The sequence below is a fragment of the Bacillus sp. I-2 genome, from assembly GCF_001974945.1.
Lineage (GTDB): Bacteria > Bacillota > Bacilli > Bacillales > Bacillaceae > Bacillus > Bacillus safensis.
Genome location: NZ_LZRW01000032.1, coordinates 1 through 22356 on the forward strand (window position 1 = coordinate 1; position 22356 = coordinate 22356).

Sequence of the window (22356 nt, forward strand, 5' to 3'; positions counted from 1 at the left end):
TACACTAATCGGATAACTAACTCTTTTTCCCATACAAAAAACACCTCCAAATTGTTTTCAGATATGCTATACCCGATTTTTCAATTTAAAGGTGTTTTTATTTGTCTCACTTTATGGGGTCAGTCCCATGAGGAACGGCTTTTTTCTCGCTTGCGATTATGCTTTTTTTACTCTTGGACTTCTTGGTTTATTGACTTTATTGGCTTGTTTGATGATTCTTCGTTCATCATTTAGTGATTTATACAGTGAGACAATCATCAATATAATGACAACGGAGAACGGCAAGGCTGCGAGCTTGGCTGTATTTTGCAAGGCTTCAAGTCCCCCTGAAAATAAAAGCACAGCAGCAACAGCCGATTGGATAATGCCCCAGCTGACTTTGACACTGCCAGGAGGGTTTAATGATCCGTAGGTTGTCTGCATTCCAAGCACAAATGTAGCTGAATCTGCCGATGTAATAAAGAATACGGCGATTAAAATGAGTGCTAGTATCGATGTAATCATCGCCAGCGGATATTCATTCAGTACACCGAAGAGCATCGTTTCAGTTGAAAGGCCTGCAACATCGACAATATTCTTTTGCTGTAAGTCCATTGCAGATACACCGAAAATCGAGAACCATAGGAATACTAGGATGGAAGGAGCGACTAAGACACCCACTAAAAATTCGCGAATTGTTCGCCCGCGTGACACTCTAGCGATAAAGATCCCGACAAATGGTGCCCAAGAAATCCACCATGCCCAATAAAAGATCGTCCATCCATTAATCCATTCTCTCTTTTCAGGATCATTGGGAGATAGACGGAAGCTCATTTGAACAATATTGGATAAGTATTGTCCAATCGAGTCAGTAAATGAATTTAAGATAAAAACAGTTGGACCTACCAAAAGTAAGAAAAACATCAGAACAGCTGCTAATACCATATTGATATTACTTAAGTATTTAATGCCTTTTCCAATCCCTCTTAAAGCAGATGCAAGGAAAAGCACCGTTACAATGATAATAATGATCAATTGTGTGCTAAAGGTATTTGGAATATGAAAAAGGTAATTCAATCCACCATTTATTTGTGCCGCGCCTAATCCTAGGCTTGTCGCAACACCAACCACGGTTGCAAATACCGCAATACAATCGATGGTTTTACCGATCCATCCGTGAATTTTATTTCCTAAAACGGGCTGCAGCGTTGCACTGATTAAGCCAGGTGCGTCTTTTCTAAATTTAAAGTAAGCAATGCAAAGTGCAACAATGGCATAAATAGCCCATGCATGAAGCCCCCAGTGGAAAAATGTATAGCGAAGGGAATCGCGGAAGGCCTGCGCAGTTTCAGTCTCCCCTGTTGGTGACTGAATAGCATAGTGGCTGATTGGTTCAGCTGCTCCGTAAAAAACAAGACCAATTCCCATACCGGCACTAAATAGCATAGCAAACCAAGAAAATAAACCAAATTCAGGCTCTTCCCCCGGCTTTCCTAGCGTAATCTTACCGATTGGGCTAAAAATAAAGAATAGACAAAAGCCGACAAGCAGTGATACCACTAACAAGTAATACCAGCCAAAGTCATTTGTAATGTATGTTTGAATTTGATCTGTGACATTTTGCAATGTGTCTGGAGAAAACGCTCCCCACATCACGGCAACAAATGTGATCGCAATCACAATCCAAAATACACTTGATACGTTTTTCACACCATCTCACTCTCCTGTTGTTCTACACGTTTAAGCAGAGGACTTTTGCTTAATATCCCCTAACTCAACTTATTTCAAACAAAAAGAGGCGAGCTTCTCACTCGACCTCTACTTTACCGTAACATGTTTTGCTTCCATTTATCAACTATCGATATGGGAAGACGATTTTTCCTCAATTCGTTTGCGAAGACGGTAGACATATTCTTTTAAACATACTGCGAAAATGGTAAACGCCAAAACAATGGCGATTTTTAACGGGGTAATGGACAGCTTCAAGAAAACAGCGGCTGTCAAACTGATAACGACCGCAAGAACAATCGGTAATGCACGTCTGATCATTGATCTCTCTCCTTTGCTTCTAGTGCAGCATTCATCCCGGCAAGCCTGCCTGTCACAAGTGCTGACGTGATATTGTATCCGCCTGTGTAGCCATGGATGTCTAAAATTTCTCCGCAGAAATAAAGACCGGGCATTTTTTTAGACGCCATTTTCTTCGGTTCAATTTCCTTGACAGAAACGCCGCCTCCTGTCACAAACGCTTTGTCCAAGGATAGCGTACCATTTGCATGCACAATAAAATGTTTGCAATCATGGGCAAATGCACGCAGTTTATCCTTGGCTAGACCAGAGAATGTGTCTTGTGGATCAATCCCGTTCCGTTCTAACAGAAACAATAAATAGCGTTCTTGCATCCAAGACTTGAGGACATTTTTAATGGCTTTCTTCGGTTCATCTTTAAGGTCACGATGAAGCTTCTGGAACAGCTCCTCGTCATTCAGCTTCGGATATAAGTCAATTTGAAGACGGACGACCGGCTGCTTTTTCAATTCCTTCACAACAAATCCGCTGCATCTAAGAACAGCTGGACCTGATAAACCAAAGTGAGTAAAAATCATATCCATGACATGTGTGACGACGGGTTTCCCTTTTTTATTTAAAACACTGACAGCCACACTTCTTAAAGAAAGACCTTGAAGCACTTTTTCTTTAATAAATCGTTCATCGGATGTGACCGGTACCTCTGTTGGGAAGAGCTCTGTAATGGTATGACCGGCTGCTTCTGCCCATGCATAGCCGTCACCAGTAGAGCCGGTATGCGGCACACTTTTTCCGCCGACAGCAATGACGACAGACTTACTTGAAATTTTTTCATCATTATTTGTAACAATTCCAGCTGCTTGTCCGTCTTGATACAGAACTGTTTTAATTTTTTCGTTCGTTCGAATGGTGACATTGAGGGCGCGGAGCCTGTCTAGAAGGGCATCCACAACAGATTGTGCTTTGTTTGATACAGGGAACATACGTCCATGGTCTTCTTCTTTTAGTTCAATGCCAAGGTTTTCAAAAAACGAAATAATATCCTCGTTGTTGAACTCAGAAAATGCACTATATAGAAAACGGCCGTTTCCGGGAATATGTTTGATGATTTCTTCTACTGGAAGGCGATTGGTGACGTTACAGCGTCCGCCGCCAGAAATGGCCAGCTTTCTGCCAAGTTTGTTTCCTTTGTCAATTAACAGAACAGTCGCACCGTGCTCTGCTGATGCAATCGCGGCCATCAGTCCAGAAGGTCCGCCGCCAATGACAATGACATCATAATGTTTCATGTTACATTCCTCTTTCTACTTTCAGTCATTTTTCTATTATAACGAAGATTAGGGAAGGCTGAAATATGAATTGATTGGTTTTGTGACTTCCGTATTGGATTTGTTACCTGTGTGTTGAATTGATGTGGTAAAATAGTTAAGTTGAATATTCATTAGAAAAATGGTGGTTAAGCGCATGTCTAATAAACTGCTTCGTGGTACGTTGGTTTTAACGATAGGGACGTATCTCTCTCGTATTCTTGGTATGATTTATTTAATTCCATTTAGCGCAATGGTTGGAGCAACTGGTGGAGCGTTATTCCAATATGGATACAATCAGTATACGATTTTTTTAAGTATTGCTACGCTTGGTTTTCCAACAGCGGTATCAAAATTTGTTTCCAAATATAATGCGATCGGCGATTATGAGACAACAAGAAAAATGTTCAGGGCGGGTATGTCGGTCATGCTGGTCACCGGGATGATCGCCTTTTCTATTTTATATTTGTCCGCACCGATTTTTGCCAAGATTCAGCTTGGCGGATCAAATGAAACAGGCGGTTTGACTGTCGATCAAGTAGTATATGTGATTCGGATGGTCAGCTTAGGTCTTTTGGTTGTACCGATTATGAGTCTTGTACGCGGATTCTTCCAAGGACACTCCATGATGGGACCGACAGCTGTTTCTCAAGTGATTGAACAGCTTGTCAGAATCATCTTCCTATTAACGGCGACGTTTATTATTTTAAAGGTGCTTGACGGCGGGCTTGTCATTGCTGTCGGATATGCAACATTTGCGGCACTGATCGGTGCATTTGGCGGTTTATTCACGCTTTATTTATATTGGCTGAAGCGGAAGGATCGGCTCTTAGCTATGCAGCCGAATACAGGCGCTCACTCTGATTTATCTTATAAGCAAATGTTTACAGAGCTGTTTAGCTATGCGGCGCCGTATGTATTTGTTGGACTTGCGATTCCAATTTATTCTTATATCGATACAAACACAATTAACAGAGCCATGATTGCATCCGGACATCAGGATATTAGTACAGCGGTATTGTCCATTGTGACGTTATATTTACCGAAGGTCGTGATGATTCCTGTGTCACTTGCCACAGCGTTTGGCTTAACATTGATTCCGACGATTACGGAATTATTTACAGCACGTAATTACAAGCTGCTCAATAGACAAATTGATCAGACGATGCAAGTCATTTTATTTTTCGTGCTGCCTGCTTCATTTGGTATCTCGGCATTGGCTGGACCGGCTTATTGGTTTTTCTATCCGTCTGTTCATCCTGAGATTGGGATCTCCATTTTGTTCTGGTATGCACCTGTTGCATTATTGTTTTCTTTATTCACCATTAATGCAGCGATTTTGCAAGGGATCAACAAACAAAAATTTGCGATCGTCAGTCTTTTGTTAGGGATCATTATTAAAACGGTTCTGAACATCCCGCTGATCAGCTGGCTGCAAGGAAATGGTTCTGTATTGGCAACAGCATTAGGCTACAGTGCGTCCATCTTGTATATGTTTATCATGATTAAACGCCATGCCGGCTATTCGTTCCGCAGAATTTTCAAACGTTTTATTCTCATTGGTATTTTAACGGCGATCATGGCTGTCGTGGCATATTTGACAAGTCAGCTTGTGAACCAAGTGATTTCTTATGAAGGCGGAATTTTACAAGCGGGTATCGTCATTTTGATTTCCATGATCACTGGTGGCGGTGTGTATATGTACTTGTCTTATAAGGTGGGATTACTAGAGCGTGTAATGGGCAGCCGTATGCCGAAATTTTTAAGAAAAAAGAGTTAAAGAAGAGGTAGATATTCATGAGGCTTGATAAATTACTTGCTAACAGCGGCTTTGGTTCAAGAAAAGATGTGAAAAAGCTTGTCAAGGCCCGGGCGGTCACAGTGAATGGAGAAGTGGCAAAGCAGGTGAAAGATCATGTTGATCCATCAAATGATGAAGTGCTCGTACACGGTGAGCGTGTAGAATATAAAGAATTCATTTACTTAATGATGAACAAGCCGGACGGAGTGATCTCAGCAACTGAAGATCTGCGGGATGAAACGGTTGTCGATTTACTCGAGCCGGAGGATATCGCAAGGGAGCCATTCCCTGTGGGGAGACTTGATAAGGATACGGTCGGTCTCCTTCTCCTCACAAATGATGGACAGCTTGCTCATCAATTACTTTCTCCAAAAAAGCATGTGCCAAAAACGTATGAGGTTCATTTGAAATATCCTTTAGGAGATCAAGACATTAAGCGTCTTGAAGAGGGCGTTGTCATCTTAGATGATTATCACACGAAGCCGGCGAAGGTGGAAGTAGATGCAAATGAAGAGGAAGATACACGCATCCGTTTGACGATTACTGAAGGGAAGTACCATCAAGTGAAGCTGATGGCCCAAGCGGTGGGAAATGAAGTGATCTTTTTAAAAAGGCTCTCGATGGGGGCTGTCTCTTTAGATGAAGATCTAGCACCGGGAGAGTACCGTGAATTGACGGATGAAGAATTAGACAGCTTAATGAATCGAGAATAACGTCAGAACAAAAGACGAAGGGCTAAAATAAAAATCATTTTAGCCCTTCGTCAACAATTTGCAAAAGAAAAGAACCGGCATATCGCCGGTTCTTTTTGTTATATGGACAATTCATTATACGCTTAAGATGATATTTTTACTTTTTTTCTCGTTGTTTCCCATTTGCCTCTGCTTGGACTATGAACAAGATCGTTATAGGCAAGCACGTTTAAGTCTCTTTGAATGGTTCTAGGTGTGATCCCGAATTCATCAACCAGCTCTTGTGTCGTCACAAGACCTTTCTCTTGAATGAACATATAGACTGATTTGATTCGAGTCATCATACGGTTTGTTGAAGGTTTCAAAAAACCACTCCCTATCAATAAGATCGGATGGACTTGACTAACCACAACTTACTACACTAAAACTGCGAAATAAGGACAAGCAACAATGGTAAATGTTCGTGTTTCTTAATGTTTTATTCTATTATACACGTTATTATGCATCTAGTTCCACCAAAAAGTCAACTTTACGTGTTTTTAAACTTGTCTTCATGAAATGAAATATGGTATATATCATGATTTGAATCCGGTTACAACCCAATAATGATAAGGGATGCGATGGAAGCTGACATTTTCAAATTCCGAAAAATAAACACAGAAAATTTACAAAATAAAAAATTCAGTGAAGGCGAAAAGGCACATTCCATGTGAGGATGTGCCTTTTTTGTTTCTGTTATCCTTCTAAGAAAAAGAGCTGAATGAAAAATAAGACCGCAAAGATGAGAACAAGCACATGTACTTCTCTCCATTTCCCTTTCGCCAATTTCACAAGCGGATATGAAATAAATCCAAGTGAAATTCCTGTAGAGATACTAGAAGTCAGCGGCATCGAAAGAATAACAAGGAAAGCAGGGAATGCCTCGTCTAGTTCGTTCCAGCGAATGCGTGACACCGAGTTCATCATCAAGCAGCCAACAATGATTAAAACAGGTGATGTGATCGATGGTAAAGAGGAAATAGCTTGAACGAGCGGGCCAAAAAATAGTGCCACAATAAACAGTGCAGCGACCGTTAAAGACGTCAGCCCAGTTCTTCCGCCAGCAGCTACTCCTGATGATGATTCAATATAAGCAGTGGTTGGGCTTGTACCAAACATAGAACCAACCGTTGTTGCAGCCGAGTCAGCGAGCAGGGCTCTGCGCACTTTTGGCAGCTGGCCATTTTTCATTAATCCCGCTTGTTCGGCAACGCCGATCATAGTGCCTGTTGTATCAAAAATCGTCACCAGTAAGAAGGAGAAGACGACAGCATACAAATGATGAGAGAACACGTCACCAAAGGCAGCGATTGGATTTGTAATCAGCATGCCTTCAGGCAGTGCAGGGATGTCCATCAGTGTTTTAGGGAAATGAAGCTGGCCGGTTGCGAGCGCAATCAATGTGGTCGCTAACATGCCGATAAACAGTGCACCATTTATTTGAAGAACCATTAAAATAACCGAAATCATTAATCCGACAAGCGTTAAAATGACAACTGGCGAGCTTAAATTGCCAAGCTTCACAAGGTTTTCTGGATCAGCAGCGATGATCCCAGACTGACGGAGGCCGATAAATGCAATGAAAAGCCCGATTCCTGCTGTAATACCGTACTTTAAATTATCTGGAATGGCTTGAATCAGTTGTTTTCTAAGGGATGTTAACGATAAAATAATAAAGAGTAGACCAGCAACAAATACCGCACTAAACGCTGTTTGATAGCTGATGCCGCCACCGCCGACAACGGTAAAGGTGAAATAGACATTCAGCCCCATGCCTGGTGCAATGGCAATCGGATAATTTGCAAATAGTGCCATCCAGAGCGTACCGACAACAGCAGCGATGATTGTTGCAGTAAAGACTTGGTCAAAAGGAATACCTGCTTTTGAAAGAATTCCCGGGTTGACGGCAACAATATAGACCATGGTAAAGAATGTCGTCATACCAGCGATTATTTCTTTCTTTATGTTGGTTTGATTTTCTTTTAACTGAAACATAAAATCCTCCATTTACGAACATTATTACAAAACAATTAATATAATATTCGTTTTAAGGGTGGATTGCAACCTTTTTTCAAGGAGGAATGGAAAAATGAATTGGGAAGCTGAAGTAATACGAAAAAAAGACGACTTGATTCAGGACACACAATCTTTTTTACAAATTGAAAGTGTCCTTGATGAAGAAGGCGGTAAAGAAGGAAAGCCATTTGGTGAAAAAGTCGATGATGCCCTGCAGTATATGCTGAAAAAAGGGGAAGACGAAGGCTTCACAGTCAAGAATGTCGACGGCTATGCAGGTCATATTGAATACGGGGAAGGCGAAGACATTGTAGGTGTGCTGTGTCATGTGGACGTGGTTCCTGCTGGCGACGGCTGGACAACCCCGCCATTTTCAGCTGACATCAGAGAAAATAAAATCTTTGCACGCGGGGCTATTGATGACAAAGGCCCAACCATGGCGGCATTTTATGCGCTGAAAATCTTAAAAGATACTGGCCTGCAGCTGTCGAAAAAAATTCGAATGATCATTGGAACAGATGAAGAAAGCGATTGGCGCTGTGTGGACCATTATTTCAAGCATGAGGCGATGCCGCAAATCGGATTTGCTCCAGACGCCGATTTTCCGATTATTCATGCGGAGAAAGGGATTATTGATGCCACCCTGTCATTTACATATCAACAAACAGCGAATCATCAGCGCTATACGCTGAAGCAATTTACATCGGGTATGAGGCTCAATATGGTGCCAGATGAGGCAGCTGCTACTGTGACTGCTGCACAGGAACACGATGCTGAATTAATAAAAACAGCTTTCAAAGCCTATCTTGCTGATCATCAATTATCTGGTGAGGTAAAAAGCGCAGCGGATGGACTGCATTTTACATTAAAAGGGGTATCTGTTCATGCCATGGAGCCGGCGCATGGGACAAATGCGGGCATTCATATGGCGAATTTCTTATGCGGACACGAATTAGATGAGCAGGGACTTGCCTTTACTTCCCAAATCAACGCTTTATTTGATCAGGATACAAGAGGACAAAAGCTGGGAATTGCTTGCAAAGATGAGATTAGTGGAGATTTGACGTTGAATGTTGGGACAATCCGCTATAAACAGAATGAGGAAGCAAAGCTAGGGTTAAATGTCCGCTATCCAGTGACAGCAGACGGCAAGGACGTCAAAAAAGGAATTGAAAGCATCAAAGGGGCGGCTCTTCTAAAATTCGAAGACAGTCCTCCTCATCACGTCTCAAAAGATCATCCGCTTGTGAAAACCTTGCAGCGGGTATATGAGGAACAAACGGGAGATCCCGCAACTCTTATTGCCATTGGGGGAGGAACGTATGCGAGATCTTTAGAAGCAGGCGTTGCCTTCGGACCTTTATTTCCTGGCAGACCAGACTGCGCCCATCAAAAGGATGAATATATTGAAATTGATGACTTACTGAGAGCAACAGCTCTTTATGCACAAGCCATGTATGAATTAGCAAAATAAAAATTGGAAAAGAGAAGAGGGGATTTACAGTGAAAAAGATGTTCTTATGCTCTTCATTCAAAGACAGCTATTCTCTCTTATCTGACTTTGCCGGTGAATCTTTAAAAGGGAAGCGCGTGACTTTCTTTCCAACGGCAAGTGCTGTAGAAGAAGTCACGCACTATGTGGAGGCAGCGAAGGAAGCCTTTCAGGAATTAGGGATGCAGCTTGAGACTGTACAGATAGATGAACAGTCCGCTGAAGAGATCGCACAGATGATCAAACAAAATGATGTGATCTACGTTTCAGGAGGCAACACTTTTTATTTATTGCAGGAGTTAAGAAAGCATCGTCTCGATGACGTGTTGAAAGAAGAAATCAACAACGGCAAGCTGTACATCGGAGAGTCTGCGGGGAGTATCATCATGGCGCCAAGCATTGAATATATCTCCCTGATGGATGATCAAAAAAAAGCGCCGGAGCTTTCATCATTTCAAGGTGTCAATGAAATAAGCTGCTATCCAGTACCGCATATGCACAATGCCTATTTAGGCGAGGCTGCGCAGCTAATCACAGAGAAGTATCAGCAGACGCTCGATTTATGTCCGCTTACTGATGAACAGGCTTTACTTATCAGAGGGGAACAGGCTGAAGTGAAATCTGTCAAAACATCTTAACCGTGAAATGAAGAAAAAGGAACAGGGATTCATCGCCCTGTTCCTTTTTTAATCTTGAAAAACATCACTTGATAAGTATCGTTCGCCCGTATCTGCTGTCATACAGATCACAATTTGATCTGCCGGCAATTGTTTGGCTGTTTCAATGGCTGCATAGCAAGCCGCCCCAGAGGATGGGCCTACTAAAATTCCTTCAAGCTTAGCGAGCTGCCGTGTGATGTGATAAGCATCTTCGTCACTTACTTGCACGATGTCATCATAGACGTGCTCGTTTAAAATATGGGGGATAAATCCTGGGCTTGTGCCAACAAGTTTATGCTTCCCAGGTTTCCCGCCAGATAAGACAGGGGAACCCTTAGGCTCTGCCACACGGATGGTTAAATGAGGGAATGCTTTTTTTAATTCCTCTCCAGTTCCTGTAATAGTACCGCCTGTTCCAGCTGTTGCGACAAAGGCTCCAAGTGGCTGTCCAAGTTGTTTCACAGCTTCCATAATTTCGACTGCTGTTGTTCCTCTATGTGCATCTGGGTTCGCTCTATTGTCAAACTGCATGGGAATAAAGCTATGAGGAATTTGAGCAGCCAGTTCCTCAGCCTTGCGGATGCAGCCTGGCATTTTTTCTTCTCCTGGGGTTAAGACGACCTGCGCCCCGTATGCCTTCAAAATATTGATTCTTTCCTTTGTCATCGTATCAGGCATGACAAGGATGGCTTTGTAGCCTCTTGCGGCGGCATTCATGGCTAAACCAATCCCTGTATTCCCGCTCGTAGGCTCAATAATGGTTGCTCCTTTTGTGAGTTTCCCTTGTTTTTCTGCTTCGACGATCATATTGTAAGCCGCGCGGTCTTTTACACTTCCGCTGGGATTAAATGATTCCAGCTTTAAGTAAACAGCCGCCGCATTTTCTGGCTGGAGCCGCTGTAATTTGACAAGCGGTGTATCGCCAATCAGCTCAGCTATATTTTGTGCAACTTTCATCAGATGACACCCTTTCTTCTCATTCCGCATTTCTTTAGTTATACTATCATCAATGGGGATTCGTAAAGTTTGTTAAAAAAGGACAGGTGATATTGTGTCAGAAAACCGTCATTATTTTATAGGGATTCACATCCCTGAACAACTTGCGCATCAAATCAAACAAGACATTGATCAAAGGAGCGGACTGTTCTTTCAAAAATGGACAGCACCACATGATTATCATGTGACCCTTGTCTTTTTAGGCGCCATTCCAGAAGAACGTTTAAAAAAGATCATCCAGCTGCTTGACATCCTTTCAAATGAAGCGTCTGCATTTCCACTAGAGCTGAATGAGGTAGGGCAGTTTGGTGCGAAGGAACGCCCAAGAGTCTTTTTTGCAAAGCCTCATGAAAGTGAGCCGCTCATGCATGTAAGAGAAAAGGTAAAGGAAGCCGTCTTGTCAGCAGGACACCCTGTTGAAAAGAGACCGTTTCATCCGCATATGACGATTGCGCGCAAATGGAATGCGGATGACCCTTATGAAAAGCAAGCACCTTTACGCAAAGAGCCATATGTAATGGAGGTTTCTCGTATCACTTTATTTGAAATACGTCCGAAGGAAACCCCTCGTTATCACGCAATCAAACAATTTACACTACATAAATGATTCTAGAAGTTGGAGTGAGCAGCAGATGGCGCAAATTATCAAAATTCAAGATTATATATCACGATATGAACAAGACCCGCATCACTATATCAATCAATTCAATCGGTTGAAAAAACAAAGATGGGACGATTTAAAAAAGGCTTCAAAAGAGGAGGCGCAGCAACCGGTTGACCAAATTCCTCAACAAGCGCCTGAACAAGAGGAAGAAAAGAGAAACAAATTCTCCTTAAAGAGAAAGCAAAAAGAAGCCGATATGAAAAAGGAACGGGACCTGAGTCTTTTTAACGAGCCGACAGATATAGAGCAAGGGGTTTTCAGAAACGTCCCTACCGATGAAACGAAGCTGATTCACTTTTTTAAGGATCATCTCTTTGAAGTGCAATTAAAATGGGCGAGTTCGACGATTTCACATATTTCAACCGTTTCCCATCATATTCGGTATGATGAAAAGCTGCGGATGCTTGCAAGGCAGCTTCCGGATTCTTATTTTGTGATGTACAAGCCGGTGCTGCTCATTCAAAAAGCTGAGATGGAATTATGTCCGATACTCATCACGCCGCTCGAAGTGATCTGTTTATCCTTCTTAGAGGCCGAGCCAGACAGCGTCTATATTGGAACAAAGGAACGTTTTTGGGAAAAACGGGCGACTGGGAAAGCTGTTCAGTCCGTCTTGAATCCTTGTGCAAGCCTTTTGCGTTCTGGTACCGTCGTGTCAAAGATTTTACAGCAAAGTGGTGTAGACCTTCCTGTGAAAAAAATCCTCATCAGCCGAACCTCTTATATTGATTTACCTGAAGTTCCATATGGGATGGAGGTTATCGATAAGAAGAAGGCAGAAGAGTGGTTTGAAAAGCAGCGGAAAAATTCGGCGCCGACAAAGCATCAGCAATTTAAGGCGACAAAGGCATTGCTTGCTTATGGTGAATCAGACAGCAAAAGAAGACAGGAATGGCTCGATTAAAGGCATGATGGAAGGTCACGAAAAATGAGACCTGAGTGGAGCTAATATATGAATGAATGGTACTTTATCGTTAATCCAGAAGCAGGACATGGAAAAGGACTCCGCACATGGAGGAGCATAGAGAAAGAATTACAAAAGGTGGAGGTCTCTTATCGATCATTTCTCACCCAGCATGAAGGCCATGCAGAAGTTTTGGCAAGACAAATCAGTGCCATGCAGGATGACAGGCTGAAGCGCTTAATTGTTATTGGCGGTGACGGCACCATTCATGAAGTACTGAATGGCTTAAAGGAAATCGATCATGTGCAGCTTAGTTTTGTCCCTGCTGGTCATTGGAATGATGCTGCGAAGGGTCTCGGTATCCATCGTCATGATGTCCTAAAAGAAGTGAGAAAGCAAAAGAGAATGCTCACCAAAACATTTTCTCTCGGCTCCTTTCAAGATCATGCCGAAAGTCCGCAATCTGTTCTCTTTCTCAATCACATCGGTGCGGGGTTTGACGCACATGTACTGAGAAAAACGGTGCATTTTAGAGGGGAAAAGTGGCTGAAACGGCTGGGGCTTGGCTTTATCATCTACCCGATGTCATTTCTCCATTCTTTATGGTCGTTTAAGCCGTTTGATCTTGCGTTATTTATTGAAAATGAGAAGAAAGTCTTTCGTCAAGTGTGGTTTGTGATCGTCTGCAATCACCCGTATTACGGGGGAGGGCTGGAGGCGGCACCGGAAGTGAGTGCGAGGCAGCCAGGTTTTCAAACGTTGGTTGTCACAAATTTGAATCCATTCAAAGTCCTTTTGTTTCTAAGCGCGATGGTGTTCCGAAAGCACCTTGGGATGAAGGGGGTTACCCTGTTTCAGCATGAGGAAGCGTTTTTAGAAGCAGATGAAAAAATCTTATTTCACGCAGATGGAGAAGTGATTGGCGCAACGCCTGTCTTTGTGAAGGCAAGTGAACGATCCTTAAAATTACGTGCTTAAATAATTTGCGGTATATCCGCAGTCAAAGAACCATGAAAAAAGCCTTCTTTTTCATAAGGTTCTTGTCCTGATTTTTTAGTTTTGCTTGACGAGTATAAGAAGGTAACGATAAAATCTATAGGACGGCTATTGTTTAGCATCTCATTCTCAATAGCTGTCCTTTTTGTTTTTATGATCATATAAATAAAAAAAGAAACAGCCAATTGATCCTCAATCGGCTGAATTTTGTCGACTAAAAAAGCAAGATTTAAAATATTTTAAGAAATGATGGGTTGAAAATTGATATGAACTGGTTGGGACAAATATTAGGTAGCGAATGGCACATCTCTCCGGCTGGAGGCGCTACGGGGGATGCGTACTTCGCAACACACAATGACCAAAAGCTATTTTTAAAACGCAATACGTCACCGTTTCTTGCGGTTTTGTCAGCTGAAGGCATTGTGCCGAAGCTTGTCTGGACAAAACGGATGGAAAATGGAGATGTGATTACTGCACAGCACTGGCTGAGCGGCAGAGAGCTGAAGCCAAAGGACATGAATGATCGTCCTGTAGCAGAGCAGCTAAGAAAAATTCATACATCAAAAGAATTGCTCGATATGCTGAAACGATTAGAGAAGCACTCTCTAGACCCAGAATCCATTCTGATGCATCTGAAACAGTCCATATTAAACGAGCAAATTGATTCACAAGATATCACACGTGCCATCCAGTATTTAGAGAAGCATGTGGAGGCTGTCCATTTTGAGGACAAGGTCGTCTGTCATTGCGATCTCAATCATAATAATTGGCTGCTGACAGATGAAAATCAGCTCTATTTGATCGATTGGGATGGGGCGATGATTGCAGACCCAGCGATTGATCTTGGACCGCTTTTATACCATTATGTTGAGGAAGAGAACTGGGAAAGCTGGCTCTCTATGTACGGCGCCCCGCTGACGGACAATTTGCGAAAGCGCATGGCGTGGTACGTGCTCGCTGAAACCGTATCGTTTGTCGTTTGGCATAAACGAAAAGGGAATGAAAAGGCGCAAAAAGAAGTGCAAGCGGAGCTAAATGCACTCTTAAAACGATTAAACATCCATTAAGACAGTGGAATGTTCTCGACCCACTCAGACAGATGTGATTGATGCTCCTCAATATGTGCATCAATTGAACTGACAGAGGTGCCCTTTTGGCTGTAATCATAAATATCTGTTAACAGCTGACGTATGTCAGCATCCAGATCTTCTTTTGCCAGCATTAATTGAATCACGCGTCCCACCTGTTCATATTCTGCAACAGTCCCGCAGCAATCCAGCTGGTGATCGGTTAATATATCTTTGATTAATTGAAGCTGATGTTGACGGTTTAAACCCATACGAATGCTCCTTTCCTGCGTGTCATTTATGAGGTTAAACTGTGCATTCAGCGTCCAATTTATACATGCGGCAGACCAGCTCAAGCGAAGGGCTGGTCTTTTTATATGGACATAGAAGATGCTGTCTTGCGGGTCTTTATGTTTCATGGTATCTTGATAAAATGTAAAGAAAATAGAGGTGTATCAAATTGAGAATGCGACATAAACCATGGGCGGATGATTACTTAGCTGAGAATGCTCATATTGCTTTAGCAAGTCCCGAGCAATATAAAGGGAAATGGCATGAGCTATTTGGAAATGATCATCCAATCCATATCGAAGTTGGAACAGGAAAAGGGAGCTTTATTGCTGGAATGGGCAAGCTTCATCCTGATATCAACTATATTGGCATTGAATTATTTAAAAGTGTCATTGTGACGGCAGTAGATAAAATCAAAGAGACAGATGTTGAAAATGTAAAGCTTTTGAACATTAATGCTGAGACGCTGACAGATGTGTTTGCGGAAAATGAGATTGACCGGGTGTATTTGAATTTCTCTGATCCGTGGCCAAAAGCAAGACACGAAAAGCGCAGATTGACGTTTAAAACCTTTTTAGAGCGATATGAACATATTCTCCGTCCAGGCGGTGAGTTACATTTCAAAACAGATAACCGCGGGTTATTTGAATATTCCTTAAAAAGTTTTTCTGCATATGGCCTTCTTTTAACGTATGTCAGCCTAGATTTACATGAGGACGGCTTAGAAGGAAACGTGATGACTGAATATGAAGAGAAATTCTCGTCTATGGGACAACCGATCTATCGATCAGAAGTCAAATTCCCAGAATAACAAGTGACATCAAGCTGGCTGCAAAGAAAAATGGCAGTCAGCTTTTTTTATGAAAAGATTGGTGCATGCGATTTTTGCCTGTATTTGCTACGATAGAAAAAGGAGGGATGACAGCAATGGAGACAATGAAAATAGGTGAAATGGAACTGTTTTGGTTAAACGGGGGAGATACGCACATGGACGGCGGAGCGATGTTCGGTGTCGTGCCAAAGCCATTATGGTCAAAAAAATACCCGGTAAATGACCGCAATCAAATTGAATTACGATGTGATCCAATTCTCATTCGGTGGAAGGGTCTTCATCTGTTAGTGGATTCAGGCATCGGATCAGGGAAGCTGACAGATAAACAAAAACGCAATTACGGCGTGACAGAGGAAACCAAATTGGAAGAATCTCTAGCGGCGCTTGGCCTGCGTCCATCAGATATTGATTACGTATTGATGACACATCTGCACTTTGATCATGCCAGCGGATTAACAAAACGTGAAGGCGATAAGCTCGTGTCTGTTTTTCAGCAGGCAAAAATCATCACATCGAAAATCGAATGGGATGAAATGAGAGCGCCGAACATTCGCTCAAGAAATACATATTGGAAAGAAAACTGGGAGCCTGTAGCAGACCAAGTGGTCACATTTGAAGAAAGCATCGAAGTGACAGAAGGAATCGAGCTGCATCATACAGGCGGACACAGCAATGGTCATAGTATTTTAACGCTCACAAGTGAGGGCGAAACAGCGATTCATTTAGCTGATATCATGCCAACACACGCTCATAAAAATCCACTCTGGGTTCTGGCATATGATGATTACCCAATGACTTCGATTCCAGCCAAGCAAAAGTGGCAGGCATTTGCTGAAGAAAAAAATGCGTGGTACTTGTTTTATCATGATGCCATTTATCGTGCTGTAAAATGGGACGAAGATGGGCAGATTACACACGAAATCAAAAGAGAAACAGGAAGATAAAAGATCATCTGTATGTTTTTTTCGCCTTTCACACAAAATAACGACAAAATGAACTTGTGAAAGGAAGAGTGCAGGTGAACCAATTTTATCGTGTACATGGTGATGTGATCGAAACACCATTAAGAGGGATGGAAGTCATGTCAGTCCCTTATTTAAACAAAGGGGTTGCATTTACAAAGGAAGAGCGGGAGGAGCTCGGGTTAAAGGGATTTCTTCCGCCTAAGGTCTTAACCTTAGAGGATCAGGCAAAGCGTGCATATGAGCAGTTCAAGGCACAGCCTGATGAACTGGGAAAAAATGTGTATTTAACAGCGCTTCATGACAGAAACGAAGTGCTTTTTTACAAACTGCTAAATGAGCACTTGGCGGAAATGCTTCCAATTGTCTACACGCCGACTGTAGGAACGGCTATTCAGCGTTATAGCCATGAGTATCGGAAGCCGAGAGGGCTCTATTTATCGATTGATGATCTGGAAGGCATGGAAGAGATTTTTGCTTCTTATGGTGTCGATGAATCAATCGACTTAATCGTTGCAACGGATGCAGAAGGCATTTTAGGCATTGGAGACTGGGGTGTTGGCGGGATTGCCATTTCAGTCGGGAAACTTGCTGTTTATACAGCTGCAGCAGGCATTGATCCCAGCCGCGTGCTGGCGGTAGTGCTTGATGCCGGAACGAACCAGGAAAGTCTCTTGAATGATCCGCTTTATGTTGGAAATCAGCACTCCCGCGTTCGAGGAGAGCGCTATGATCAGTTCATTGATCAATATGTCGAGCTTGCCCGCGCTACTTTCCCAAATGCCCTCCTTCACTGGGAAGACTTTGGGACAAAGAATGCCCGTGCGATATTGGAAAAATATAAGGACCGTATTTGTACATTTAACGATGACATTCAAGGGACTGGCGCCGTTTCACTTGCTGCAGTTCTGGCATGTGCAAAGGCTTCGAAGGTTCCGCTGAAAGATCACCGTATTGTCATTTTTGGAGCGGGTACGGCAGGTATTGGCATAGCCGAGCAAATCCGTGATGCGATCGTCAGAGACGGAGTCAAAGAAGAGGAGTCCTATGATCACTTCTGGTGTATTGATAAAACGGGGCTGCTCACAGATGATTCACCTGACATTCAGCCATTTCAAAAGCCGTATGCAAGACGTTCTGACGAAGTAAAGGATTATGCCCGAAATGGTCCAAAGCATTCGATTGATCTATTAGAGGTCGTCAAGCAGGCGAAACCAACAATCTTAATTGGCACTTCGACGGTCGGAGGCGCTTTTACAGAGGAAATTGTAAAAGAAATGGCGTCACACGTGGAGCGCCCTGCGATTTTACCGATGTCGAATCCGACACCTCTTTCAGAAGCAAAGCCACAAGATCTGATCAAGTGGACTGAAGGACGTGCCCTTGTGACAACAGGAAGTCCATTTGATCCTGTCGAATATGGCGGCGTCACATATGAAATTGGACAAGCGAATAATGCCCTTGTCTTCCCAGGCCTTGGTCTAGGCACAATTGTGTCAAAAGCACGCCTCATGACAGACAGTATGTTTGTTGCGAGTGCTGAAGCCATTGCAAGCATGGTCAATGTTGGGAAGCCGGGTGCAGCGATGCTGCCAAGTGTCGATCAGCTTCGAACCGTTTCAGCGACAGTGGCCGTCCGTGTGGCGCAGGCAGCAATTGATGAAGGAATAGCAGAAGAAACGCCTGATGATCTTATTCAGGCTGTGCAGGACGCTATGTGGCATCCTGTGTACAAAAAAATTAAAGCCATATAAAAAAAGCTTCGCAAGGACACGTCTTTGCGAAGCTTTCTTGATCAAGCAACAGAATCAATGACATCCACGATCATGCCAGTTTTGGCATCAATCATCACTTCATACTGTTCAAGCTCGCCAAAGGCAGAGCGGGTAATGCCAGATTTGTATACATCAATCGTTTCGCCATTTACGGTATACGGTTCTGGTACAGTATAAATCCAAGAGCCATCAATCGGGCCGCGCTGTTTAAAAGCAGATTTCACAATTTTTAATGCTTTTTCAGACGAGATATACGTAGGGAAAAATACTTTCTTTGCAACAATTGCAGCGGCTACGCCAATACTCGCACCAATCAGAACATGTTTTAACTTCAACGTGCTGCACCTCCGTATTGCTGTTTTTTCCATTATACAAAACTTGTCCATTGATGTTAAGGAATCCGAATGCTTGAAAGCATATTCAAAATTTCTGGAGAGATACTTGGAAAACCGAAAGAATTCTTATAGTATAAAGTGAGTGTTATTTTTATAGGAATATATATGGTCATTACATAGAAACGAGGTAAACTGTAGAATGAACGAAGAAACATTGTCGATTTTCCGAAATTTAACAGAATTACAGGGAACTCCAGGAAATGAGCACCATGTGCGTGCTTTTATGAAAAAGGAACTTGAGAAATATTCTGATGAACTCATTCAAGACCGTCTTGGCGGAGTGTTTGGCGTACGCAAGGGTCAGGAAAACGCACCGAAAATTATGGTAGCGGGTCATATGGATGAAGTCGGATTCATGGTCTCATCCATTACAAAAAACGGGATGATTCGTTTTCAAACACTTGGCGGCTGGTGGAGTCAAGTCATGCTGGCGCAGCGTGTGGACGTCCATACCGATCACGGGCCAATTCCTGGTGTCGTCTCTAGTACACCTCCTCACCTTCTGACGCCAGAACAAAAAAGCAAACCTGTGAAGCCGTCAGATATGCTTATTGATATTGGTGCAGACAGTGAAGAAGAGGCAAAAGAGCTTGGCGTTCGTCCAGGACAGCAAATCGTTCCTGCAACGGTTTTTACCCCAATGGCGAATCCAAAAAAGATTTTAGCGAAGGCTTGGGATAACCGCTATGGCTGCGGCCTTGCAATTGAATTATTAAAAGAATTAAAAGACGAAACACTTTCATGTCAGCTGTACTCAGGAGCAACTGTTCAAGAGGAAGTAGGGCTTAGAGGGGCTGAGGTAGCTGCGAATATGATTCAGCCAGATCTTTTCTTCGCTTTAGATGCGAGTCCTGCAAACGATGTGACAGGTGACAAAACACAGTTCGGCCAGCTAGGAAAAGGTGCACTTCTGCGTATTTTTGATCGGACAATGATTACGCACCGCGGAATGAGAGACTTTGTGCTTGATACTGCTGAGACAAACAACATTCCATATCAATATTTCGTATCACCGGGTGGTACGGACGCTGGACGTGTTCATATTTCAAACCAAGGTGTGCCTTCTGCTGTCATTGGGGTTTGCGCACGCTACATTCATACAAGTCATTCTGTTTTGCATGTGGATGATTACGCAGCGGCAAAAGAGTTAATTGTCCGCCTTGTCAAAAATTGTGATCAAAGTACAGTGGATACTATTTACCAACAAGTATAAATAGAATAGAAAAAGGCTGCTTCTTCAATGAGAGCAGCTTCAGCGTGTAGACAAACCCTCGCATTCTTTGTCAGTCCTGCGTGCCGGTGCTCACGAATGTACAATTCGCTCCGCTCCGGTACTCGTCCTTCCTATACTGCAAAGGTTTTCTATCACGCTGAAAAGAAGACAAAGGGCTAAATTAAACATCATTTTAGCCCTTCGTCAACAATCTGAGGCTGCTTCTTCAATGAGAGCAGCCTTTTTTCTTATTGCTGTTCAAACACATAAGATAACGCCTTGATCGCTTGGTTTACGGTTTCCACAGTGATATTTGCTTTGTTTGAGAGTTCTTTTAATGGATGGTGCAGCTCTTTTGGACGGATTAAAATAAGAGGTTTCCCTTTTGCAATCGCAGCAGATGCATCCATGGCTGTGTTCCACTGCTTATATTTCTCACCAAAGCGCGCAATGACGACATCTGCTTTGTTTAATAAAATTTCAGTACGAAAATTGTTCAAATCAGAAGCTGCATCATCTTTGAAAATGGCATTCGGCTGCTCACCTAAAATATCCTCACCGATGTTATCTGAGCGGTCATGATTTTCCATTGGACCGACAAATGTCACCGGCAGCTTCAAAGATTGGCTTTTCTCCTTGATTTCATCACGCCACTGGCTATGAATTTCTCCAGCTAAATAGACAGTTAATTGCATAACGATCTCCTCCTTTTGTACAAACTTAGTAAAGGTTTGTCCTGTTTCTTTTCATGTTACACAAGAAGTGCTTGATAAAGCAAAAAAAATATGATTATGATATTCATGGTAGAGACTATTTTTCATCGCAAGAATACTACATATAATGGGAAGGACAGGCCTCTTCGTCTTTCCTATGAGAAAGCAGGAAGACGACGTTGATGACTTATTTAAAAAGAAAGGGGATCTCCCTTTCGCCAAAGGTGTATTTCATTGATGCACTTTCTTATATGGCTTTAGGTCTATTTGCTACATTAGTGGTAGGTCTGATTTTAAAAACAGCAGGCGGTCTGTTATCACTTCCACTCATCATTAAAATGGGAACCCTCGCCATGGGGCTCATGGGACCGGCGATCGGCGTAGCGGTTGCGTACCGTTTACATGCATCTCCTTTGATCATTTTTGCAAGTGTTGTCTCAGGCGCTGCAGGAGCAGAGCTTGGGGGGCCTGCTGGAAGCTTTGCCGCAGCATTAATTGGTGTGGAACTTGGCAAGCTGGTCAGTGGTGAGACAAGAATTGATATTATTTTAACGCCGCTTGTCACCATTATCACTGGCTTTTTCACCGCTGCTCTAATCGGACCTGGGATTGAAGCCATGATGACAGGGCTCGGCAGGCTCATCATGTGGGGGACAGATCAAAGCCCGCTGATCATGGGCATGCTGGTAGCGACCATTGTTGGACTTGCTCTCAGTTCTCCGATCTCAAGTGCTGCACTTGCGCTTATGCTTGACTTAAGCGGGACAGCTGCTGGTGCTGCAACGATTGGCTGCTGTGCTCAAATGGTCGGCTTTGCCGCTGCAGGCTTTAGAGAAAATCGTTTTGGCGGTCTTGCGGCTGTCGGCATTGGGACGTCAAAATTGCAGCTTTCGAACATTGTGAAAAATCCCCTCATCCTGATTCCGCCGACGGTTGCTGGTTTGATTCTCGCGCCAATTGGTATTATTGGCTTTGGGATGGTCAATAATGCGGCAGGAGCGGGAATGGGAACGAGCGGCCTTGTTGGACAGCTCATGACGCTGACCGTCATGGGGTTTCATCCATCTGTATTTCTGGCGATCGCTCTCTTGCATATCGTTGGCCCGGCAGTGATTAGTTTGGTAGTATCAGAATGGATGAGAAAGAAAGGCTATATACAATTCGGAGATTTAACCATACAAACTGGAGGAATGAAACATGAAAAAAATTGAATCAAACGAAGAATTACAAAAAGTGATTCAAGAAGACTTAACGGTATTGCTATTTTCAGCTGACTGGTGCCCGGACTGCACATTTATTGAGCCATTCTTGCCAGAGCTTGAAGCAAACTACCCAGAATTTGAGTACTTCTATGTCGATAGAGACAAGTTCATTGACACTTGTGCAGAGTGGGAAATTTACGGTATTCCAAGCTTTTTAGTCTTTAAAAACGGACAAGAGATTAACCGCTTTGTCAGCAAAGATCGTAAGACAAAGGAAGAGATTGAAGCATTTTTAACAGATTCTCTTTCTAAATAACGAAAGGAGAGTCTAAA

The 22356-nt window shown here is 42.9% G+C and carries 23 protein-coding genes; 14 read left to right on the forward strand and 9 right to left on the reverse strand.

Features of this window, described 5'->3' with window-relative positions; genetic code table 11:
• Window positions 1-156: 156 nt before the first annotated feature.
• From opuD to BAE31_RS09030, 3 genes are all read right to left on the reverse strand, one after another.
• Window positions 157-1689 carry a glycine betaine transporter OpuD gene (gene opuD / locus BAE31_RS09020; RefSeq protein ID WP_076840260.1) on the reverse strand — a complete coding sequence of 511 codons (1533 nt, stop codon included), beginning with the start codon at window positions 1687-1689 and terminating at the stop codon, window positions 157-159.
• Window positions 1690-1830: 141 nt separating this feature from the next.
• Window positions 1831-2028 (reverse strand): hypothetical protein, encoded by a 198-nt coding sequence (locus BAE31_RS09025; protein ID WP_076840262.1) that lies wholly within the window; start codon window positions 2026-2028, stop codon window positions 1831-1833.
• Entirely contained in the window at window positions 2025-3296 is a 1272-nt protein-coding gene (locus tag BAE31_RS09030; protein ID WP_041107316.1) for a BaiN/RdsA family NAD(P)/FAD-dependent oxidoreductase, read from the reverse strand. Before BAE31_RS09030 ends, BAE31_RS09025 begins: the two co-directional genes overlap by 4 nt.
• A 175-nt stretch (window positions 3297-3471) precedes the next feature.
• Here BAE31_RS09030 and BAE31_RS09035 point away from each other — a divergent pair, with 175 nt between their 5' ends.
• Complete coding sequence (locus BAE31_RS09035; protein WP_076840264.1) at window positions 3472-5094, forward strand: putative polysaccharide biosynthesis protein; 1623 nt, start codon at window positions 3472-3474, stop codon at window positions 5092-5094.
• A 17-nt stretch (window positions 5095-5111) separates the two neighbouring features.
• Complete coding sequence (locus BAE31_RS09040) at window positions 5112-5828, forward strand: pseudouridine synthase (protein WP_024424876.1); 717 nt, start codon at window positions 5112-5114, stop codon at window positions 5826-5828.
• 122 nt (window positions 5829-5950) lie between these two features.
• Here the strand turns inward: BAE31_RS09040 and BAE31_RS09045 are convergent, their stop codons facing one another.
• Both BAE31_RS09045 and BAE31_RS09050 read right to left on the reverse strand, forming a co-directional pair.
• The gene (locus tag BAE31_RS09045) at window positions 5951-6172 is read right to left on the reverse strand and encodes a DeoR family transcriptional regulator (protein WP_008356419.1); all 222 of its coding nucleotides are present in this window, start codon (window positions 6170-6172) and stop codon (window positions 5951-5953) included.
• Between the two features lie 370 nt (window positions 6173-6542).
• Window positions 6543-7841, reverse strand: coding sequence for an NCS2 family permease (locus BAE31_RS09050; RefSeq protein ID WP_076840265.1), 1299 nt, complete (start codon window positions 7839-7841; stop codon window positions 6543-6545).
• Window positions 7842-7935: 94 nt separating this feature from the next.
• Between BAE31_RS09050 and pepV the strand changes: the two genes are divergently transcribed.
• Together pepV and BAE31_RS09060 are read left to right on the forward strand one after the other, a co-directional pair.
• Window positions 7936-9336 (forward strand): dipeptidase PepV, encoded by a 1401-nt coding sequence (pepV, locus tag BAE31_RS09055; RefSeq protein WP_076840267.1) that lies wholly within the window; start codon window positions 7936-7938, stop codon window positions 9334-9336.
• Window positions 9337-9365: 29 nt separating this feature from the next.
• Window positions 9366-9992: a Type 1 glutamine amidotransferase-like domain-containing protein gene (locus tag BAE31_RS09060; RefSeq protein ID WP_076840269.1), complete on the forward strand. Its 627-nt coding sequence runs from the start codon at window positions 9366-9368 to the stop codon at window positions 9990-9992.
• Window positions 9993-10040: 48 nt separating this feature from the next.
• Here BAE31_RS09060 and cysK read toward each other — a convergent pair whose 3' ends face one another.
• Window positions 10041-10970, reverse strand: coding sequence for a cysteine synthase A (gene cysK, locus BAE31_RS09065; protein WP_041107304.1), 930 nt, complete (start codon window positions 10968-10970; stop codon window positions 10041-10043).
• A 94-nt stretch (window positions 10971-11064) separates the two neighbouring features.
• Between cysK and thpR the strand changes: the two genes are divergently transcribed.
• The 4 genes from thpR (at window position 11065) to BAE31_RS09090 (ending at window position 14640) form a co-directional block, all read left to right on the forward strand.
• Window positions 11065-11616: an RNA 2',3'-cyclic phosphodiesterase gene (gene thpR / locus BAE31_RS09070; RefSeq protein WP_075622005.1), complete on the forward strand. Its 552-nt coding sequence runs from the start codon at window positions 11065-11067 to the stop codon at window positions 11614-11616.
• Window positions 11617-11641: 25 nt separating this feature from the next.
• Window positions 11642-12577: a hypothetical protein gene (locus BAE31_RS09075; RefSeq protein WP_076840271.1), complete on the forward strand. Its 936-nt coding sequence runs from the start codon at window positions 11642-11644 to the stop codon at window positions 12575-12577.
• A 48-nt stretch (window positions 12578-12625) separates the two neighbouring features.
• Window positions 12626-13555, forward strand: a complete 930-nt coding sequence (locus BAE31_RS09080; protein ID WP_076840273.1) for a YegS/Rv2252/BmrU family lipid kinase — start codon at window positions 12626-12628, stop codon at window positions 13553-13555.
• A 284-nt stretch (window positions 13556-13839) separates the two neighbouring features.
• Window positions 13840-14640 carry a phosphotransferase family protein gene (locus BAE31_RS09090; protein WP_076840453.1) on the forward strand — a complete coding sequence of 267 codons (801 nt, stop codon included), beginning with the start codon at window positions 13840-13842 and terminating at the stop codon, window positions 14638-14640.
• Here the strand turns inward: BAE31_RS09090 and BAE31_RS09095 are convergent.
• A complete protein-coding gene (locus tag BAE31_RS09095; protein ID WP_024424867.1) occupies window positions 14637-14912 on the reverse strand; it encodes a YtzH-like family protein in 276 nt (91 codons plus the stop codon). The two genes, BAE31_RS09090 and BAE31_RS09095, sit on opposite strands and share 4 nt — an antisense overlap.
• Window positions 14913-15100: 188 nt before the next feature.
• On the opposite strand from BAE31_RS09095, the gene trmB reads away from it, so the two are divergent.
• From trmB to BAE31_RS09110, 3 genes are all read left to right on the forward strand, one after another.
• The gene (gene trmB / locus BAE31_RS09100) at window positions 15101-15742 is read left to right on the forward strand and encodes a tRNA (guanosine(46)-N7)-methyltransferase TrmB (RefSeq protein WP_024424866.1); all 642 of its coding nucleotides are present in this window, start codon (window positions 15101-15103) and stop codon (window positions 15740-15742) included.
• Window positions 15743-15858: 116 nt separating this feature from the next.
• Window positions 15859-16707, forward strand: coding sequence for a YtnP family quorum-quenching lactonase (locus BAE31_RS09105; protein WP_024426185.1), 849 nt, complete (start codon window positions 15859-15861; stop codon window positions 16705-16707).
• A gap of 74 nt (window positions 16708-16781) precedes the next feature.
• Complete coding sequence (locus BAE31_RS09110; RefSeq protein ID WP_076840274.1) at window positions 16782-18479, forward strand: NAD-dependent malic enzyme; 1698 nt, start codon at window positions 16782-16784, stop codon at window positions 18477-18479.
• Between the two features lie 41 nt (window positions 18480-18520).
• On the opposite strand, the gene BAE31_RS09115 is transcribed toward BAE31_RS09110, so the two are convergent.
• Window positions 18521-18835, reverse strand: coding sequence for a PepSY domain-containing protein (locus tag BAE31_RS09115; protein ID WP_003217759.1), 315 nt, complete (start codon window positions 18833-18835; stop codon window positions 18521-18523).
• A gap of 199 nt (window positions 18836-19034) precedes the next feature.
• Between BAE31_RS09115 and BAE31_RS09120 the strand changes: the two genes are divergently transcribed.
• A complete protein-coding gene (locus BAE31_RS09120) occupies window positions 19035-20108 on the forward strand; it encodes a M42 family metallopeptidase (RefSeq protein WP_076840275.1) in 1074 nt (357 codons plus the stop codon).
• Between the two features lie 248 nt (window positions 20109-20356).
• Here BAE31_RS09120 and BAE31_RS09130 read toward each other — a convergent pair whose 3' ends face one another.
• A complete protein-coding gene (locus tag BAE31_RS09130) occupies window positions 20357-20803 on the reverse strand; it encodes a YtoQ family protein (protein WP_024426182.1) in 447 nt (148 codons plus the stop codon).
• Between the two features lie 200 nt (window positions 20804-21003).
• Here BAE31_RS09130 and BAE31_RS09135 point away from each other — a divergent pair, with 200 nt between their 5' ends.
• Complete coding sequence (locus tag BAE31_RS09135; RefSeq protein ID WP_041107289.1) at window positions 21004-22032, forward strand: PTS sugar transporter subunit IIC; 1029 nt, start codon at window positions 21004-21006, stop codon at window positions 22030-22032.
• The gene (locus BAE31_RS09140) at window positions 22019-22339 is read left to right on the forward strand and encodes a thioredoxin family protein (protein WP_024424860.1); all 321 of its coding nucleotides are present in this window, start codon (window positions 22019-22021) and stop codon (window positions 22337-22339) included. Before BAE31_RS09135 ends, BAE31_RS09140 begins: the two co-directional genes overlap by 14 nt.
• Window positions 22340-22356 lie beyond the last annotated feature (17 nt).